Here is an 18,070-nt window from a genome sequence, read left to right as displayed (position 1 = left end):
CCTTTAGCTTCGGCCAGCTCATTCGACGTTGTTGATCTGGTTGTGGGACGCCTCGTGATCACGCACAGCACCTACGTCGAGGGACTGATTCCTTGGCTGAAGAAGCTGGCCAGGGACCCAGCGATTCAAACCATCACTCCTGGAGTGTTCAGTCGGGTCAGGGGTCGCTGCATTGGCTTGCAACTGCGAATTTCAACCCCGGTGTCTGGAGGATTCAAGGTGGTGGCGCGCCGAGGCACCAGCGCCCAGGAGGTGTTTGTGGTGACACCACTGAGTAAAGAGGAATTGCGAGAGCGGATCACCGCTTCCTGCCCTTGAAGGGGGTGAACCACCCAGCCGTGCAAGCCCCAGTGATCGACCTGGAGTTACCAGAAGGGGCGACAAAGTGAGGCTTCGTTTCCGGCTACGAGGCCGGTCTACGGCACCATCACGACAGTTGCCCCAAGTCGAAAGAGAGTCAGATCAGAGCACTAGAAGAAGGCTGTCACCAACGGGGTAGTTCAACAATCAATTTAGGGGATTCGGCCACACCTCACGAATTTGATTCAACGCTGTCATCGCCATCTGTCGACGGGTCTCGGCGTGCTCTTCGCGCAACACAACCGTGACGTGCCCAACTTTGCGACCGGGAAGTTCCTGCTTGCCGTACCAGTGCACGTGGGCATTGGCAATCGACCGAAGCCGGGCAAGTCGATCCTGGAGATTGTGGTCATGGCCATCGGCAGCAGCGTCCTGCAACCCCAGGAGGTTCACCATCAAGGCACCGTCCACCACGAGTTCTGTGGAGGGCACCGGCAACCCTGCCGTGATGCACAGCTGCTGGTCGAACTGACTGCTGGAGCAGGCTTCGATGGAAAAGTGACCCGAGTTATGGGTGCGTGGAGCGATTTCGTTCACGAACAACCCCTCCTGGCCGTAGAAGAACTCCAGAGCCATCACACCCACGTATCCAAGGCGCGTGAGCAAAGAGGCTGCGATGTTGTAAGCGGTTGCCTCGAGCAAGGGCTCCGCTTCCGCAGGGGCAAGAACCCAGTCGCAGATTTGATGACTCTGATGGGTTTCCACCAGCGGTAAATGGCGGATTCGCCCCTGTCGATCACGACTCACCACAAGAGCGAGCTCCCGCTCAAAGTTCACCCAACTCTCCAGCAACCAATCCTGAGCACGCACATTGCGCAGGTGATGGGCCAGATCATTGAGATTTTCAAGGATGCGCGTGCCCTTCCCGTCGTACCCACCGGATGCGGCTTTGGCCATCACCGGGAAGGTCCAACCAGGAGGCAGCGCTGGTGATCCTGGATTGATCTCGGCCAGACAGATCCAGCGGGGACTGGGAATGGAAAGATCGTCGAGCAGGCGTCGCTGGGACAGTTTGTTAACGAGGGGAACCAGGCTGGCCAGGGAGGGCACGAAGGTCACGCCCTGGCGTTCCAAAGGCATCAGCGCGTCCACCGTCACCCACTCGTTCTCGAAGGTGATGCCGCCGCAATCACGGGCAAGGTCTCGCGTCGCATCCTGATCGGTGGGTAAGGCCTGCACCCATCGGGTGGATGCAGGCACAGCGCAATCCGCTTCGGATGAGGTTTGAACCAACACATCAATGCCGCGGAGAGCAGCCGCCTCCGACAGCATCCGAGCCAACTGCCCGCCACCGATCACACCGATTGCGCCGTCAGCGCTCCCCATGTCAGCCTCGTCCTCAACCTGAAGCTTGCCATCCGAGCGGAGATCAGACAGCAGCATCGAGCCAGGGACTGAACTAAATCAGAGAACGCTCATCGCTGAAGGCCAAGCGCACAGCTGTTAGCAACAGAACGATCAGAAACAGAGCCAGTCCCACTGTGCAGGCGTAACTGATTTCCAACTCGGCAAAGGCCTGGTCGTAGACGTAATAAACAAGCGTGCGTGTGGAATCAGCAGGTCCCCCCTGGGTCATCAAAAACACCTCTTCAAACACCTTGGTGGCAGCGATCGCAGAGATCACGGCCACCAAAGTGAGATAGGGACGCAGCAGAGGAAGCGTGATGTCGAGATGCTTTCTCCAGCCCTCACTGCCATCGAGTTCAGCAGCTTCATAAAGCTCACCTGGGATGCCTTGCAGTCCGCCCAGGAAGATCACCATGTAGTAACCGAGTCCTTTCCAAAGCGTGACCAACATCACCGAAGGAAGCGCCAAGACTGGATTGGAGAGAAAGTCGATCGGAAGAAAGCCGGAGCCAATCAGAGCGCCGAGCCAACCATTGATCAAACCGTTTTCGGCATAAAGCCAGCGAAAGGCGATCGCTGCAACAACAATCGAAACAAGCACAGGGGTGTAAAGCGCAGCCCGGATGACGTGAATTCCAGGGATCGCCCGGTTCACAAGCACAGCCAAACTGAGGGCACCGAGCACAATGGGTGGAACCACTCCGATGAGATACAGCAGGGTCGTTCCCAGCACTTTGTAAAACATCGGATCAGCGGCTAACCGTCGCAAATTGGCGAATCCGATGAAACGCAGGGGCTCGGAAACATCAAGGCCTGTTTGCGTGAAACTCATCACCAGCGCCATGGCAGCTGGAATCAGAACCGAGAGAGCCAGCAGGATGAGCGCAGGACTCAAAAAGCTCCAGGCCGTAAGGGTTCGGCGGCGATCACCTTCGGATTTCATCACGATCCAACCCGAAACGTTTCGAGCCGAGGATAGGGTCAGTGACCACGACCTCAAAGACCACGACGGCAATGGAACCAGAATCCAGGATCCGTGTTGCCCTCGAACGCAACCCCTATGACGTGATCATCGGTTCGGGCCAGCTGGCCCGTGTTGGTGACGCGCTCTCTGCACTGCAAGTGCGCGCTGGAACTCGGATTCTCGTGGTGAGCAACCCGGACGTGGCCGATCACTACGCCGCCCAATGCCTTAGCAGTCTCGAAGCGGCAGGTTTGAAACCTGTGCTCTTAACGATCGATGCTGGCGAAGAACAGAAAACACTCGACACCCTCAGGATCATTCTTGACGCCGCCCAACACAACGGCCTGGAACGCACTTCGCTGATGCTCGCTCTTGGTGGCGGAGTGGTGGGAGACATGACTGGATTCGCCGCTGCCTGCTGGCTCCGTGGCATCCGAGTGATTCAAGTTCCCACCACTCTTCTGGCCATGGTGGATGCCTCAATCGGAGGCAAAACCGGCGTGAACCATCCCTGTGGGAAAAACTTGATTGGGGCCTTTCATCAACCATCACTGGTGATGATCGATCCGCTCACCTTGCGAACACTCCCAGCCAGAGAGTTCCGTGCCGGAATGGCGGAAGTGATCAAATACGGAGTGATCGGCGATCCCGAGCTGTTTGAACGTCTCGAGCAGGCTGAGGATCTCAGCGATCCTGGCCGCATGACGCCGGAGCTGCTCCAGACCATTCTCGAGCGATCCGCCCAAGCCAAAGCCGCCGTGGTTGCCGCCGATGAACGCGAAGGCGGACGCCGGGCCATTCTCAATTACGGCCATACCTTCGGTCATGTTGTGGAAACACTCACCGGCTACGGCACGTGGCTGCATGGTGAAGCTGTTGCCATCGGCATGGCAACTGTGGGGCAACTGGCCGTCAACAAAGGCCTCTGGACGGACAGCGATCAGCAACGTCAATTGACCCTGATCCAGAAGGCAGGGCTTCCCACGGCGTGGCCTTCACTGAATATCGACAAAGTCCTTGACACCCTCCGCTCCGACAAAAAGGTCCGCCACGGCCAATTGCGGTTTGTGCTGCCGGATGCCATTGGATCGGTGCTGATCAGCGATCAGATCCGTGATGACGACGTCAGGCAGTGTCTGACGAGCCAGCACTGAGCGCTGGAGGATCGTGGAGCAAACGGCTGCGTGTCCAAGGGTCATCTTCGCGTCGTTCGCTCTGCCGGTGGAACACCATCCAACGCAGATCACCAAGACAGGCTGGGTCAACCAACCGCAAAAGGGTTTCTCGGCGCTGCAGTGCTTCGCTCAGTTGCTCCGCGGGAAGCGACTGCAGGGCAGTGAAACGTTCGGCCAAACCGAGGGCAAGCAAAGCTTCTCCTTGGCGGCGTTGCCCCTCATGCATCCAGCCATTGCGTTCAGCTGCTTCAACCACTGCTTCCACACAGAGATGGGCTGTGATGTCCTGAGTGCCGGCATTGCGAAGAACATCATGGGTCGCCACCTGCTCTCGATAAGCAAGCAAGGTTCCATCGCTGCGATGCCGGGTGTAATAGCGGTCAGCTTCGTAGGCATAGTCCACCACCAACAGCACCCCTTGGCGCACAGCCGCAGCGGCGTCCCGCATCCAGGGAGACACAGAGGCGTGCCATTCCGTGGTCCAGCCATCCTCTGCCCCAGCGGGTGGGATCACCATCCCTGAGCGGGCACAGTCCTCCTGAAACTGTGCCCTGAGCTCTCCTTCGAAGGAGCCTTCTGCCAGATGAATCTGTGCTGAGGCCCCCTCGACCCTCAGACGAACCATCTGACGATGCAGAGTGCCTGCCCTGAGCACCAAACGCTCAACGGGGAGCGCATCCAGCAGCTCATGGGCCACCACAACGCCAATCAAGGGATTGCGCCGTAGGTCTTCGAGGGACGTCCAGCGGCAGGGAATGGCAGGAGACGCACCGAGACGCTGCTTCTGCCGCGATTCCATTCCTGGATTGCACTCCACAAGAACACAGTCCAGACGCTCAGCCAAAGCCGGTGCTTTGCGGCGAAGGAGGGGGATGAGTTGCGCCGTGAGCGTGCCTTCACCTGGGCCAACATCCACAACGGAGAGGCGGTCATCGGGGTGGCGCTCCCCGAGGTCCCCAAGCCAATCCACGAGCTGATCCACAAGCAGATCAGCGAAGTCCTCACCCAGAGATGGCGATGTCGCGAAATCACCATCAGGCCCCACCGTCAGATGGCCCGCCCCATACGCCCCGTGGACAGGGTCATGAAGGGCCCAATCCATGAACATTGAAAAGGGAATCTCTCCTCCGGATTGCCGAAGTCGATCCAGTAACCAGGCTGGGCAGCACACATCCGAGACCATCAGTTGGTGAGAATGGCGGGCAGACGTTGACGATCATGGGCTTCCGCCGAACACTCTGTCGCTGGGCGGCACTCCTAAGCCTTCCCCTGTTGCTCCTGCTGGCCTCCCCCGTTCAAGCCAGCGACAACCCCGAACTGCTTCCAGATCACCCGACTCCCGTGATTGATCTGGCCAGAGTGTTCAGTACGAAGGAACTGCAATCGCTTGAAGGCTCGTTGGATGCCTTCGAGCAACGCAGTGGCTGGAAGATCAGGGTACTGACCCAGTACGAACGCACCCCAGGTCTGGCCGTGAAGGAGTTCTGGGGGCTCGATGAGCGCAGCTTGCTGATGGTGGGCGACCCACGGGGCGGCAACCTGCTCAATTTCAACGTGGGCGATGCGTTCTTCGCGCTGATGCCTCGCACCTGGTGGGTGGAATTGCAAACCCGCTACGGCAATCAGTACTACGTGCGTGACCATGGCGAGGATGGCGCGCTGCTCGCTGCGATTGATGCGGTGGAAATCTGTCTCGATCGCGGTGGTTGCCAGGTGGTTCCGGGCCTGCCCACCGAGCAATGGCTCTGGACGCTCAGCACTTCAGTGCTCGGAGGCTTGATCGCCGGCTTTGCGGCCTATCCCCGCAAAGAAGGGGAGCGCGTGGCCTGGGCCTGGCTGCTACTCCTCTCTCCTCTTTGGATCATGTTGTTTGGGGTGTTCGGGATCGCTCCTGTCGTGACACGCACCAGCGAGCTGCTGCCGTTGATTCGCAACGGCATGGGATTTATCGGGGGTGCCGTTGGCGCTTACTTGATTGCGCAAGCGACCGTGGGGCGGCGCTTAAGCGAGTCGAAGGAGTAAGTGATCCCACGTGGGAGCGCTGAGGTTGGGTCTCAGGGCATCCCACAGAGAATGGTGGGGCCTGTGCAGACAGGGGCTTTCGGCATGCCGGTCTCAGTTTCGGAAGCCTTATCCGCCAAAGCATCGCGCTTCGCGTCACGGATCTGGCGCAACTGCGCCAGGTTCAAGTTGTAGAAGCCCTTCAGATTCGTAAAGCGCTTCACAGGCTGGCCGTAGTAGCTGCGTCCGCGCAGAGTGGGAAAGGACGCCCATTCAGGAGCCAGCTTGGCCGCGAGAAGCGGAGTCATGACTCCGGTATCAGTGAGGCTCAAAGCTTTGCGGCGCTGAATCAGGAAGAGGGCACCCTGATCCTGAACCTCCGGCCCGAATCCACGCACGCCGAGGCTGCGCTTCACCAAATCCCAGGTGAAGGGCATGAATTGATACGCACCCGCTGCTGCACTGGCGTAACGGGAGGAATAAATCACTCGGTTGGGATGACGGTCCATGGAGCTCATCAATCCTCCACCGAACATCACCCTGTAGCCGAGATCCAAACCGCCTTTCCAGGTTCCTTCCGCAAAACGGATGGTGTTGAGCATCGCCCGACGCTCTGGCGTGATGATGTAAGGAAGGGCAGAAATCTCAGCTTCCTCAGGAAGCATCACCAGGCGGGAACGATCATTACCAACCGGAGGTAGAACGGCCCCGGCAGGAGCAGAGAGAGAGAGGAGGGGCAGGACACTTGCTGACACTGCCGGAAGAACACGACAGATGGAACGAGCAAGGAAAGTCATGCAATGAAGCCGAAGAACAAGAAGTTATGAATGCTTTAAAAGCGGAATTCAGAACTCCAATGTTGAAATCAACACCGCCCGACTGTGTCGAACAGAGGGGCCAGCACCCAGGCACCCTGTGACACACGGACAATCGTCCAAGCCCCGACCATCAGCCCCAACGGCGAGCAGGGCCAGACCAGCGCAGGGATCAGAGCAGCAATAAGCCAGGCCTATGGAGGCGATCAGATCCGCTGAACAGTATCAATAGCGACCCTCTGCACAGCCTGGGCTGCCTCAAGCGCACCCGTGGCAGCAAGCCTGTTTTGGCTGGGCGGCTGCAACGGCTCATCCAAACCCCAGCGGCCCGATTCAAGGTCCTCGCGCCGAAGAATGCGATGGAACGCATGCTGGCGAAGACCATTCATCAAGGCGGCGGCTTCGGCGAAGCCATCACGCTGCACCACATGCAGTCCCAGATTTGCTGCCATGGCCTCGCAAAAACTACTGAAACCCGGTTTTCCGAGATGTCGCCTGCAGTAGGGCATCACATCCAGGGGGCGAACGTCGTCGGGGAGCAAGGTCACGTTCTTGATCAACGCGAGATGGTCTCTGAGATCGGGATTGCGCGGCCTGTTGAGCAAGAAGCGGTGATCGGGCCAACGCTGGAACAACGCAGGGTCAAGCCCCAAACCCAGCCCACCGAAGCCCACCAGCACAGCCGGTGATGGGGGCTCCTGCAACTCGGCCACCAACGCTCCAGGGATGGGCCTGGGTTGAGCGGCGACCAACGTCAACGCAATCTCCTGCACGCTCCAGCGCATCGCCAAGGAGAACGGACAGCGCAGGAGCAAGGACCCACGTTGATAACACGCGCGCGTGCGGCGCACCCATCCCTCGAAAGCGGACCCCAGGGGCTCGTAGATGTCGTCCCATCCGAAATTACCCATCCAGACCAAGGGAGCTTGCAACCGCTCGGCGAGTTCGGCTGCCACCGGTGGGATGTCGCCGACAACAAGCACTGGCGCCTCCTGCCTGCGAATCCAGGCCACTTCCTGATCCAGCCGCTGGGGAAGGGCGTCCTCCAGATCCTGCAATGCCTCCAGGGTGGCGGCCGGGTCGGCACCGAGAGCATCGGCCTGGAGCATCCCCACATCCCACTGCACGGGGCGAAACACCACGGGAAGATCCCGAAACACGAGCTCGAGGAAGTGGCGATCCACCATCGTGCTGATCACCAAAGTCCAGTCGGGGCGAAGGGCGTGCAGCTCCCTCAGCATCGCGGCCTGACGGGCGGCATGACCGAAACCATGGCTGCTGATGCAGACGTAGATCAGCATCAGATGCCCCCCTGCACACCCGCGCGGTGGAGCGTCTGCTCGTAAGCGAGATCACCCTGCGGCCGGTACCAGCGGTGACTCACAAGAGTGGGCACGGTGCCCTCGAATTCAACCCACGTGAAGTGATGCAGTGGCTCCCCAGATGCATCAAGACCCGTACGTGGAACGCAGGCAGCGTTCACATACAGCGTGCCCGCGCGGTCACGGTGAAAGGTGATGCGTTCCCCTTGCCCCCCACGCAGATGGTGATGCATGTGCCCAAACACCACGAGATCAGCGCGCCGCCGCTCCTTCATGCGCTCCAAGGCCAACGCGAGATCACGATCACCCCAATCAATCGCAGGCTTTTTCCAGTCGCGTCCGCAGGGACTGGACGCCTCAGACCCCAAACCGGTAGGACCGCAATGGGCCAGAACCACCAGCGGCCAGTCATTGGGAACACGGCAGGCGGCCTCCACAATTCGACGGGCTGATTCCTCTTCCGTCACCGGGCCGTACACGGCCTGCACCGCTTGAGAGAGGTGAAACCCACCCCCAGCGCTGCAGGGACGGGCGCCGACAATGCCCACGGCTGGAGCATGCCAGGCACGGAGTGCCCAGGCGCAATGGCGGTCGCCCAGCAGCGTCAATTGCTGCTGAAGCCGGGCACCACTGCGGTCCTTGCCCCGGTCGTGGTTACCAAGAATCACAGCCACCGGACAGGTCAGCTGGGTGATCCGTTTGACAAGACGCAGATCGCCATCGCTGAGATCGCCAACAAACAGCAGGGCATCAGCACCAAGCTGCGGCGCCAATCCAGCATCCCGGTCTCCCCAGTCACCGTGCAGATCCCCGGCAATGGCAAGACGGAGCGACGTCAGAGCAACTGCCTAGGCTGGGACCATCCTGCCCCAGAAGGCTCAGATGAGCGCTGACCCCGCCCTCGTCGCGGCGATCAACCGTCTCCGCAAGGAACGCAACGCTGTGATCCTTGCGCATTACTACCAGGAGCCTGCCATTCAGGACATCGCTGATTTCATCGGCGACTCCCTCGAGCTCTCACGCAAAGCGGCCAGCACCGCTGCGGATGTGATCGTGTTCTGCGGCGTTCATTTCATGGCTGAAACCGCAAAGATTCTCAGCCCAGAGAAAACAGTGGTGCTGCCTGACCTCGACGCGGGATGTTCCCTGGCGGATGATTGTGCAGCCGATGAATTCGCCCGATTCCGCGCTGAGCATCCGGATCACCTGGTGGTGAGCTACATCAATTGCACTGCGGCGGTGAAAGCACAGAGCGATCTGATCTGCACCAGCAGCAATGCAGTTGACCTGGTCAATCAGCTGCCGGCCGATCGGCCGATCCTGTTTGCTCCAGATCAGAATCTTGGTCGTTGGGTGCAACGCCAGAGCGGCCGGGAGCTCACCCTTTGGCCTGGGCGATGCATTGTGCATGAAACCTTCAGTGAGGAGGCGGTGTTACGCCTGAAGCTTGAAAATCCCCAGGCTGAAGTGATCGCCCACCCGGAATGTTTGGAGAATCTCCTGGATCTGGCCGATTTCATCGGCTCCACCAGCAAGCTTCTCAACTACACGCAATCAAGCCCTTCAGACACATTCATTGTGTTGACGGAGCCTGGAATTCTCCACCAGATGAAGCAGCGGGTTCCTGACAAAACCCTGATCGATGTGCCAGGCCTCGATGGCTGCAGCTGCAATGCCTGCCCCTACATGCGCCTGAACACCTTGGAGAAGCTCCGTGATTGTCTGGAAACCCTCTCACCGCAGATCGCGATGGACGAATCCCTGCGTTCGAAGGCTGAGGCTCCGATCCGGCGCATGCTTGAGATGAGCCGCTGAATCAACCCCGGTCTCGCTCTCAGCGGAAACGCAGGTCTTCCTGATCCACTTGCTCCGGCTGCCACCAACGCAGATCGGCATCGTCGTAAGCCACAACATTGAACATGCCTTCGGCATCGTGATACGTGATGTGGCAGTGGAAAGCCCAGATGCCAGGTTGATTGGCGTCGAAAGCGATACGGCAGGTTTCACCACTCGGCACCATCACCGTGTCGCGGGTGGCTCCCTGGAGCCGCTGTCCGTTGATTTCCACGATTTCGAATTCATGGCCATGCAGATGCATGGGGTGAGCCATCGGCGATGGATTGCTGAACACGATTTCCACCCGTTCACCACGGCGAACGCGAAAGGGATCGCGGTAGGGGTACACCTTGTTATTCAAGCTCCACTTGTAACGAGGAGCCGGACCGGTTAAGGCAACGGGAATCTCATTGTCGACAGGGCGCGAAGCCAGAGGCGTGCGGCTGCGCAGCCGTTGTTCTTGCAGGAACGACAAGCGTCCGATCCATTGATCGGTCTGGGGATTCAGTGACGGCAGCGACTCCTGCGAAGTTCTGATCACCACGCCACAGCGCATGTTGCTGCGCTGGCCATAGGCCAGCACGGGAAATAGTCCAGGTTCGTCGGGGAGCGTCACGCGAATGGCGAGACGTTGGGCAGTGGCCAGCTGAAACACAGATCCCTCAATGGGTTCCACGGGATTGGCATCCGTACGCAACAGCGTTCCAACAAGATCGCCAAGATCCACAAACCAGCTCACAAAGGCACTGGCAGCGATCATCCGCAACACCACGGTGTCACCAGGCCTGGCCTCAATCACCTCTGGGTCGTCCAACGTTCGGTCGTTCGCCAGCAGGGCGTCGTACACGACATCCGGTTGCTTGACCGGCTGACGATCCGTGCGCCATTCAAAACGCTGGGAGGTTGGGTTCCACCCCTGCACCAGCACATCCCTGGGCTGATTCCAAGCGAAATTGCTGAGCGATTTCGCCATTGCGGTGCCGCCACCATCCTCACCAGCAATCAGGTTTTTGAGAATCTGATCAGAGGGGGTGAATGAAAAATCGCGCAACATCACTGTCACGTCGCGATCGGCCCAGCGCTCCTGCTCCGGTGTGAGCACGAGAAAGGGCGCCGACACGTAATCCTGAATCTGTAATCCGTAATGGGAATGGATCCAGAAGGTTCCGTCCTGCAGCAAGGGGTACTGAATGCGCAGGCTTTGACCCGGAGGGATCGGCGGTTGGGTCACAAAGGGAACGCCATCTTGCAGATTCGGGATGTAAAGCCCATGCCAGTGGATCGTTGTCGGCACCTCCAGGGTGTTGACGATCTCCACATCCACACCCTGATCACGGGTCACGACGTATCCAAAGGTTCCATCGGCCTGCTGGATCGATCCGCGCGTCACAGTGCGTCCATTCACGGTGAGTGGCTTGCTCACAACCTTGAGCACCGTGGTGGCGGCATTGCGGGAGCTGTTGAAAGGCCAACGATTTCGAAAGGTTTCCCAAAGGGAGAGGGCTGCAGCGCGGGACCGTGTCCTGAGATCACGCCCAAGCAGTGTCAAACCAGTGCCAACAACGGATAAACGAAGAAATTGACGGCGACTGGTCATGCCAAAACTTTTTTTTCAACGTAGTCAGGCTGACTGCAAAAACACTCTCACTCTCACTGTTGCGCTTGCCAGAGTTGATGGATGGCGCTTCTCGAACACACCGATAGCGGTCTCTATTGCCGAGCAGCGGACGCCTGGATTGATCCGTCCAGGCCAGTCAGGCGCGCGCTGATCACCCATGCCCATGCTGATCACGCCAGGCCTGGCTGTGACGAATACTGGGCCGTTGCGTCCTCCGAAGGCGTCCTCAGACAGCGACTCGGGCAAGACATCACACTCCATGCCATGCCTTACGGCCGCGAGTTCTGGCTCAATCAGGCCTGCATCTCGTTTCACAGTGCCGGGCATGTGCTCGGGTCGGCCCAGATTCGCCTGTGTGTGAACGATGAAGTGTGGGTGGTGACTGGTGACTACAAGCGCTGCAGCGATCCAAGCTGTGACCCCTTCGAGCTGGTGCCCTGTGATGTGTTGATCACCGAGGCCACCTTCGGACTGCCGATCTACGCGTGGGAACCGGGGCAGCGCATCGCTGAGCAGATCCGCGATTGGTGGCAGGGTGATCGGGAGCGCCCGTCGCTGCTGTTTTGCTACGCCTTCGGCAAGGCTCAACGCTTGATGGCCGAACTGCATGCCATCGGCGTTGAAGACGAAGTCCTTCTGCATGGGGCAGTGGAAACCGTGACCCGCAGCTACCGAATGGCTGGAATTGCCATGACGCCAAGCCAACCGGTGAGTGCCCTGCCGCGCAAAGACACGATTGCCGGACGGTTAATCCTTGCTCCCCCATCGGCCCACCGTTCGGCCTGGATGCGCCGCTTCCGTTCTCCGCAGACCGCCTTCGCCTCCGGCTGGATGACCGTTCGTGGTGCACGCCGGCGTCGCGGTTACGAACGGGGTTTCGTGCTCAGCGATCATGCCGATTGGCAGGGCTTGATCCGAACCGTGCTCGAGTCGGGGGCCAAAACGATCTACGTCACGCACGGCCAGAACGATGTGCTCTCCCGTTACCTCAGAGAGCGGCACGGACTCGATGCCCGCCCCCTCGAACAGCTCAGCTGAACTAGGGTCAGGCCCCGGATCGAGACCCATGCTGAACCCCCGTTTTGCGCTGATGGGCTTGGGGCTCCTCGTCGCTGTCGCGCCCACGCCTGCCGCAGCACAGGACGTCACGGTCAGGATTGAGCAGATCAACACGGTGGTGTTTCCGGCTGACGGCAGCAGCGCAGCAGCTGACATCTGCGCTGGCCTCGAGGCCGGCGTGCTCAGCAGAGATCAGGTCGGGACCTCTCTGGCACAGCTGCAGGCAGCGCTAAATCGCTATGCCGATGGCGGTTATGTGAAGGCCTACGTGAGCGCTTTCAACAGTGCTGCCGCCAAGGTTCCCGGTTGCAACGTTCAGGTCACAGGCCCTGCCAACAGCAATCTCAACCGCTGGAGCTACTGACGGGGAGCACCGTCCTTCCCTTGGAATGAATGATTTCGCAACGCTGATCGATGCCCTGGATCAATGCACGGGCACGGCGCGCAAGGTCGCGCTGATTGCCGACCATCTCCGTGCTGGCGAGTCCCACGACAGCGCCTGGAGCGTGTTGCTTCTGATGGGTGAAAAGCGGCGACGCCTGATCACCGGTCGCCGGCTTCGCGAGATTTTGCAGGCGTGCGACGCCATTCCCGACTGGCTCTTCGACGATTGTCAGAGCCATGTTGGTGATTCCGCAGAGACCCTCGCGCTGCTGTGGCCGCAGCTCAAAGGGTCCGTTCCGGTTCAGGCTGTTAACGACAGGTTGAACGCCTGGATCGAAACCATCGCAACCAACCCGCCCCTGCACTGGTGGATGGAAGAGCTGTTGCCGGAACTGGCGCTGCTCGAGCCGACCACTCAGAGTGCAGCCCTGCTCACAATCTGGAGCTCTGTACCGGATGAGCGGCATTTTTTATTCAACAAGCTGCTCACAGGAGGGTTTCGGATCGGCGTTGCCAGGGGGCTTGTGGTGAAGGCGATCGCCAAGGGGTTTGCCCTGGAGGAGGCCCTGGTGCTGGAGCGGCTGATGGCCCCGAGCGAACCGTCACGGAGCTGGTTTGAAGCGCTCACCGCAACACCCACAACGGAACGCACCAATCGGGGACCGGTGCCCTATCCGTTTTTTCTGGCCAGTCCCCTGCAACTGGACTCCCTGCGGGAGACGCCGGCACAACAGTGGTGGGTGGAGCACAAATGGGACGGGATCCGCGGGCAGCTGATCCAACGCAACAGCGGTACCTATCTCTGGAGTCGTGGGGAGGAACTGATCAATGAACAGTTTCCGGAGCTGATTGCGATGGCCGCGTCCCTGGCCGATGACACCGTGCTTGACGGTGAGGTGATCTGCTGGGCTGCCGAAGACGACCGACCGCGACCCTTCAGCGACCTGCAACGCCGCCTGGGTCGAAAGAGCGTGGGCCGGAAACTTCGAGAGGACTGCCCGGCCTGTTTCGTGGCCTACGACCTGCTCGAATCCGGTGGAGAGGATCGTCGCAACAGCCCCCTGGACGAGCGCCTCGCGGCAATGAACCTGCTGCTGGACTCCATGCAGGAGGCTCGATCCACGGGACAGCTGCGCATCAGCGCTGGGGAAGCACTCAGCTCCTGGGATGAGCTCGACACCCTGCGCCAGCAGGCCGTGCGTGAAGGAGCGGAGGGGCTGATGCTGAAGCAGAGGCAATCCCCCTACCTGAGTGGACGCAAACGCGGCCATTGGTGGAAACACAAACGCGATCCCATGACCCTGGACGCCGTGCTGATCTACGCCCAGGCAGGACGTGGACGCCGCGCCAATCTGTTCACCGACTACACCTTTGCCCTCTGGGATCGCCACGCAGCTGATCCTGATCAGCATCAGCTTGTGACCTTTGCCAAGGCCTATTCCGGCCTGAACGATCGTGAAATTCTCGAGCTCGATCGTTGGATTCGATCCAACACAGTGGAACGATTCGGACCAACGCGATCGGTGACTCCCGATCTGGTGTTTGAAATCGGGTTTGAGGGCATTCAGCCATCCAAACGCCACAAATGCGGACTGGCTGTTCGCTTCCCCAGAATTCTGCGCTGGCGCCATGACCGCACCGCGCAAAGTGCCAATACACTCATCGACGCCGTGCAACTGTGCGAGGCGCAACGCGCTGTTTAGGAGTAAACGCTACGACCATCTCCCGGTAGCAAAGTGAGAGCCTCTGGAGTAATGCGAACTCCAACACACATTTCAATCTCACCACTATCAGCAAGAAGTTCAGAAGCGGAGTAAATCTCCACGCTGAGAACCCGATCGAACGGCGCCGCATAGTCGTAGAAACGACAGGGACCTCCCTGCTGACTGCCTCGGGACGTTTTGCGGTAGTTAGCGATCCCCTTTTCCGCCAATCGATAACGGATGCCTTGGTACACAAGCTCATCACGGAGGGGGAACAGGACAGAGACCTCTTCCGGAGGCACCTGATGCATCCAAGACAGTTCAATTCGGTCGTCATCAACAACAACCAGCCAAACCCCCTCTGCTCCGTCCCTTAGGTAATACTCCTGCCACTGGAAACCTTCTTGATCAAAAACAAGGGTGTTTTCAACGATCCAATCGCGTGAAAGATGCTGAACAACATCACCCACCTGAAGATTGAACAAGGTGCGCTGCTGAGGCATTGATCCCACCGGAGGACGATGCCATGTGCCCATGCTGTAGCGAGACCAAAGCCACAGAAGCAGGGCAATAAGGAGAAAAATAAAAATAAGGCCAGCCATTAGAACCCAGGGGTCATAGGAATCAGCAGACGAGGTTGTTGCAGCCTGCGGCGGCGATCATTCCTTAGATAGTCGAGCAGAACCGGGCGCGTCATTCGATTGGGTTGAACTGTATCCGAGGCCTCAGGCCGCAAATCACGGGGGAAGGCAAACAATGCAGAAAGCTGATCGGCATCCAGCCAACGCGTGGCGAACGGTATCGGGCGGAAACGATCGGACCCGTTGTTCTCATGGGCCATCACGAATCCCCAGGGTCCAAAACTTGGAATCGCCACTGAGTAAGGACGCGTCAGCAAACCCACCTCCCGCAATGCAGCTTCAATCGAGGCCAGAACGCGGGGTGCGAGAAAGGGTGTACTGGCCTGCGTGACAACCACAGCGCCTGGATTGAGCCGTTGGCGCAAGGTGCCATAGAAACCCACGCTGTAGAGGCGAGCGACGGGCAACGTATCCGGATCGGGAAAATCAGCAATCACCACGTCGTATTGGTTGGGCAGGGAACGCAGATGGGCATAGGCATCACCGAGATGAACCTGAACCCTTGGATCCTGGAGGCTGTCAGCATTGAGACGCCGAAGCATGGGATGACGACGCGCCAACTTGACCACCTCTGGATCAAGTTCCACCACATCGACCTTCTCAACATCAGGCCAACGAAGGATTTCCCTGAGGGCCAAGCCATCGCCTGCGCCCATCAAAAGAATGCGTCGCGGTGCTGGGTGCCAAGCCAACGCAGGATGCACCAACGCTTCGTGATAGCGGTACTCATCAAGGCTTGAAAACTGCAGATCTCCATCCAGGAAAAGCCTGAGGTCGGCACCCTGGCGGGTCAACACGATGCGCTGAAATCGCGATTGCTTCCTTTCAATTACCCGCGCCCCATAAAAGCGATCCTCGATGCGATCACCCAGCGGTGCGATCAGCACACCCGCGACCGATGCCAGGGGGAACAGGGCCAGCAAGGGGTAGCGCCAGCGCCGCAGGCTTGGGAAAACCGAGGCCAGGGCCAGGCTGCACCCCACCGGAACGAGCGACAACGCCGCGGCGGATGGAAGCAGACCGAGCCAGGGCAGCAGCACCAGGGGGAAAGCAAGGGCACCGACGAGAGACCCCAGGTAATCCAGCGCAAGAACCCTCGCAAGGGCGCGGCGCAATTGATCCTGGGTTTCGAGCATGCGCGTGATCAGCGGCAGCTCCATGCCGCCAAGCAACCCCACAAGCACAGTGAGCACGACGGTCGCCAACCAGAGCGGCGCATTGCGCGAGAACAACCAGAACAACGCCAGAGGTCCAAGCAAACAGAGGGGAAATAGGCAGAGTTCCACCAGCATCAACGCCCGAAGCAATCGCACCAGGGATTGCCTCTTCGTGCCGATGAATTCGGTCAACCAGGCACCCAGCCCCATAGCCGCGAGAAACGTGCCCACCACCACACCAGTGGCCAGGGTTGCATCACCCATCAGGTAACTCGCCTGGGCGACCAGAAGCAGCTCCAGCGTTAGGCCAGCCGCTGAGGACACCATGGCCGTCACCAACAGCACCCGCACCTGGACGGGACTGAGATCAGCGGCGGTTATTTGCCGCTCCATCCACCACCGCCATACCCACCGCCGTAGGACGAACCTCCAGAGCCACCACTGCCTCCGTAGTACAGCAGTCGATTTGTTTCCAAGCGAGAGCTTCGGCTAACCCAACGACCACCCACATAGGAGCCGCGGAACTCACCTTGGCTATCGGTTTGTGGCAAAAGGCTCGAACCCACTTGGTTCACACTGTCGTTCGTCAACGCTGCACTGAGGGCCAGAGCAGCAATCCCTCCATTGAGAAGCAGCAAAAGGAGCTTGGTCATGGATTCAAGCGGGCTCGAATGTCTTGGTTCCAGGGGAGGATGACCCGATCGCAGATCTGAATACCGATGCGTTCAGGATCGAGGTTATTAAGAACAGTGGGAAGACTCACGTCAAAGCGTAAAAAGCTATCCCGAGTGAGATCGAACAGCTGGGGCTCAGCACATAGGGTATAGGTATCAGAATCTTCGCTATCACGCGTGAATCGACAAGGAATCGTTCCCTGAAAAATCAAACAGCCTAAACCATTGCGAATCTCCATTTGTATGGCCTGATGCTCCGGTGCATACCATCGATCTGGAACTTCATAGGATCCACGCAAGCGCACTCTGAGCAATCCACTTCGATACTCGCCACGGGTGGCGCGCTTCAATTCGGACTCACTCGTACACCAACCAGAACATTGAAGATCTCCACGAAAATACACCTGTGACAGATACAGCAGGCTGACAATCAAGGTCGACCAAAATCCATAAACAAGTGCACCCGAATCGAAGGGATCTTTTGTGATGGCACTGTCGACAACAACTGGCGCTGTGAGTTGGGTGGGCTGCGCTAGTTCGTCTTTAGGAAGATACACCTCGAAGCGAAAGCGAAAACGCCCGGGCTTGTTTGGCCTGAACTCGAGAAATCCATCATTCTTTGAGCGACTTTGGCCTTCCCTGTCGTATTGAAACTGAACGACACCCTTGTCGTCTATTAACTCTGTGGAAAGAAATACGAATGTTTTGGCAGGAACGGAAAACTGGTACCTGACCGTGACTCGATGGTTGGTATTGGGCAGCTCGAAAGGTTTCGAGACCACCGGCTGGTCAGCGCGGGGAACCTGCACACTCAGGTTGGTGATCGTCGAAGGGCGATCGAAGAATGTGGCAACAAGAAGCCCAACGGGAATTAAAAGAACCGAAAGAGGCCGAAGCGTGAGCGATGAAACTGGCGCCTTGAGGCCCGAACCCGTTGACGAGGCTGAAGCAGTCTGCTGCATGAATTTCCTACAGGCTGCCCGGTCCTAAATTACTACTACAACTTCCACGTCA

18 protein-coding genes and 1 other RNA gene are annotated in these 18,070 nt (G+C 58.9%); 7 read left to right on the top strand and 12 right to left on the bottom strand.

Translation table 11 applies throughout. The annotated features are described in order from the left end of the window. The first annotated feature begins 42 nt into the window (after positions 1 to 42). Positions 43 to 318 (top strand): DUF2103 domain-containing protein, encoded by a 276-nt coding sequence (locus tag KQ296_RS11700; protein ID WP_011933115.1) that lies wholly within the window; start codon positions 43 to 45, stop codon positions 316 to 318. 3 nt (positions 319 to 321) lie between these two features. On the opposite strand, the gene ssrS is transcribed toward KQ296_RS11700, so the two are convergent. From ssrS to KQ296_RS11685, 3 genes are all read right to left on the bottom strand, one after another. Further along, a non-coding RNA gene (gene ssrS / locus KQ296_RS11695) (6S RNA) lies at positions 322 to 505 on the bottom strand. Between the two features lie 2 nt (positions 506 to 507). Continuing rightward, positions 508 to 1,686: a 5-(carboxyamino)imidazole ribonucleotide synthase gene (locus KQ296_RS11690; protein ID WP_041428828.1), complete on the bottom strand. Its 1,179-nt coding sequence runs from the start codon at positions 1,684 to 1,686 to the stop codon at positions 508 to 510. Between the two features lie 73 nt (positions 1,687 to 1,759). Then, a complete protein-coding gene (locus KQ296_RS11685; protein WP_011933113.1) occupies positions 1,760 to 2,650 on the bottom strand; it encodes a carbohydrate ABC transporter permease in 891 nt (296 codons plus the stop codon). A gap of 71 nt (positions 2,651 to 2,721) precedes the next feature. Between KQ296_RS11685 and aroB the strand changes: the two genes are divergently transcribed. Next, positions 2,722 to 3,825: a 3-dehydroquinate synthase gene (gene aroB / locus KQ296_RS11680; protein ID WP_011933112.1), complete on the top strand. Its 1,104-nt coding sequence runs from the start codon at positions 2,722 to 2,724 to the stop codon at positions 3,823 to 3,825. On the opposite strand, the gene KQ296_RS11675 is transcribed toward aroB, so the two are convergent. Next, positions 3,797 to 5,029: a class I SAM-dependent methyltransferase gene (locus tag KQ296_RS11675; RefSeq protein WP_011933111.1), complete on the bottom strand. Its 1,233-nt coding sequence runs from the start codon at positions 5,027 to 5,029 to the stop codon at positions 3,797 to 3,799. The genes aroB and KQ296_RS11675 overlap by 29 nt on opposite strands. A gap of 35 nt (positions 5,030 to 5,064) precedes the next feature. Between KQ296_RS11675 and KQ296_RS11670 the strand changes: the two genes are divergently transcribed. After that, positions 5,065 to 5,868 (top strand): TPM domain-containing protein, encoded by an 804-nt coding sequence (locus KQ296_RS11670; RefSeq protein ID WP_011933110.1) that lies wholly within the window; start codon positions 5,065 to 5,067, stop codon positions 5,866 to 5,868. Positions 5,869 to 5,900: 32 nt separating this feature from the next. On the opposite strand, the gene KQ296_RS11665 is transcribed toward KQ296_RS11670, so the two are convergent. The 3 genes from KQ296_RS11665 to KQ296_RS11655 all read right to left on the bottom strand — a co-directional run bounded on the left by KQ296_RS11665 (position 5,901) and on the right by KQ296_RS11655 (position 8,757). Beyond that, the gene (locus tag KQ296_RS11665; RefSeq protein ID WP_011933109.1) at positions 5,901 to 6,644 is read right to left on the bottom strand and encodes a glycoside hydrolase family 104 protein; all 744 of its coding nucleotides are present in this window, start codon (positions 6,642 to 6,644) and stop codon (positions 5,901 to 5,903) included. 224 nt (positions 6,645 to 6,868) lie between these two features. Further along, positions 6,869 to 7,963, bottom strand: a complete 1,095-nt coding sequence (locus tag KQ296_RS11660) for a hypothetical protein (protein WP_011933108.1) — start codon at positions 7,961 to 7,963, stop codon at positions 6,869 to 6,871. Continuing rightward, positions 7,963 to 8,757, bottom strand: coding sequence for a TIGR04168 family protein (locus KQ296_RS11655; protein ID WP_011933107.1), 795 nt, complete (start codon positions 8,755 to 8,757; stop codon positions 7,963 to 7,965). Before KQ296_RS11655 ends, KQ296_RS11660 begins: the two co-directional genes overlap by 1 nt. Before the next feature lie 109 nt (positions 8,758 to 8,866). On the opposite strand from KQ296_RS11655, the gene nadA reads away from it, so the two are divergent. Then, on the top strand, positions 8,867 to 9,799 hold the full coding sequence (gene nadA, locus KQ296_RS11650; RefSeq protein ID WP_011933106.1) for a quinolinate synthase NadA: 933 nt from the start codon (positions 8,867 to 8,869) through the stop codon (positions 9,797 to 9,799). Positions 9,800 to 9,818: 19 nt separating this feature from the next. On the opposite strand, the gene KQ296_RS11645 is transcribed toward nadA, so the two are convergent. Further along, entirely contained in the window at positions 9,819 to 11,417 is a 1,599-nt protein-coding gene (locus tag KQ296_RS11645) for a multicopper oxidase family protein (RefSeq protein WP_011933105.1), read from the bottom strand. An 81-nt stretch (positions 11,418 to 11,498) separates the two neighbouring features. Between KQ296_RS11645 and KQ296_RS11640 the strand changes: the two genes are divergently transcribed. From KQ296_RS11640 to KQ296_RS11630, 3 genes are read left to right on the top strand one after another with little or no spacing between them, the layout of a single operon-like run. Further along, positions 11,499 to 12,476 (top strand): ligase-associated DNA damage response exonuclease, encoded by a 978-nt coding sequence (locus tag KQ296_RS11640; RefSeq protein WP_011933104.1) that lies wholly within the window; start codon positions 11,499 to 11,501, stop codon positions 12,474 to 12,476. Between the two features lie 28 nt (positions 12,477 to 12,504). Continuing rightward, complete coding sequence (locus KQ296_RS11635) at positions 12,505 to 12,861, top strand: hypothetical protein (protein ID WP_011933103.1); 357 nt, start codon at positions 12,505 to 12,507, stop codon at positions 12,859 to 12,861. A 25-nt stretch (positions 12,862 to 12,886) separates the two neighbouring features. Further along, a complete protein-coding gene (locus KQ296_RS11630) occupies positions 12,887 to 14,584 on the top strand; it encodes an ATP-dependent DNA ligase (protein ID WP_011933102.1) in 1,698 nt (565 codons plus the stop codon). Here KQ296_RS11630 and KQ296_RS11625 read toward each other — a convergent pair. From KQ296_RS11625 to KQ296_RS11610, 4 genes are read right to left on the bottom strand one after another with little or no spacing between them, the layout of a single operon-like run. Then, positions 14,581 to 15,186 carry a DUF4178 domain-containing protein gene (locus KQ296_RS11625; RefSeq protein ID WP_041428486.1) on the bottom strand — a complete coding sequence of 202 codons (606 nt, stop codon included), beginning with the start codon at positions 15,184 to 15,186 and terminating at the stop codon, positions 14,581 to 14,583. The genes KQ296_RS11630 and KQ296_RS11625 overlap by 4 nt on opposite strands. After that, on the bottom strand, positions 15,186 to 16,775 hold the full coding sequence (locus KQ296_RS11620; protein WP_041428485.1) for a polyamine aminopropyltransferase: 1,590 nt from the start codon (positions 16,773 to 16,775) through the stop codon (positions 15,186 to 15,188). Before KQ296_RS11620 ends, KQ296_RS11625 begins: the two co-directional genes overlap by 1 nt. Then, the gene (locus KQ296_RS11615; RefSeq protein ID WP_011933099.1) at positions 16,760 to 17,035 is read right to left on the bottom strand and encodes a hypothetical protein; all 276 of its coding nucleotides are present in this window, start codon (positions 17,033 to 17,035) and stop codon (positions 16,760 to 16,762) included. The genes KQ296_RS11620 and KQ296_RS11615 overlap by 16 nt, the downstream gene beginning before the upstream one ends. After that, the gene (locus KQ296_RS11610) at positions 17,032 to 18,018 is read right to left on the bottom strand and encodes a hypothetical protein (RefSeq protein WP_011933098.1); all 987 of its coding nucleotides are present in this window, start codon (positions 18,016 to 18,018) and stop codon (positions 17,032 to 17,034) included. Before KQ296_RS11610 ends, KQ296_RS11615 begins: the two co-directional genes overlap by 4 nt. Between the last annotated feature and the right edge of the window lie 52 nt (positions 18,019 to 18,070).

Origin of the sequence: Synechococcus sp. CS-197 (genome assembly GCF_025128215.1) — a bacterium.
In the GTDB taxonomy this organism is placed as follows: Bacteria; Cyanobacteriota; Cyanobacteriia; order PCC-6307; family Cyanobiaceae; genus Synechococcus_C.
Note: the sequence above shows the minus strand (reverse complement) of the source record. Positions and strands in the feature narration are given on the sequence as shown.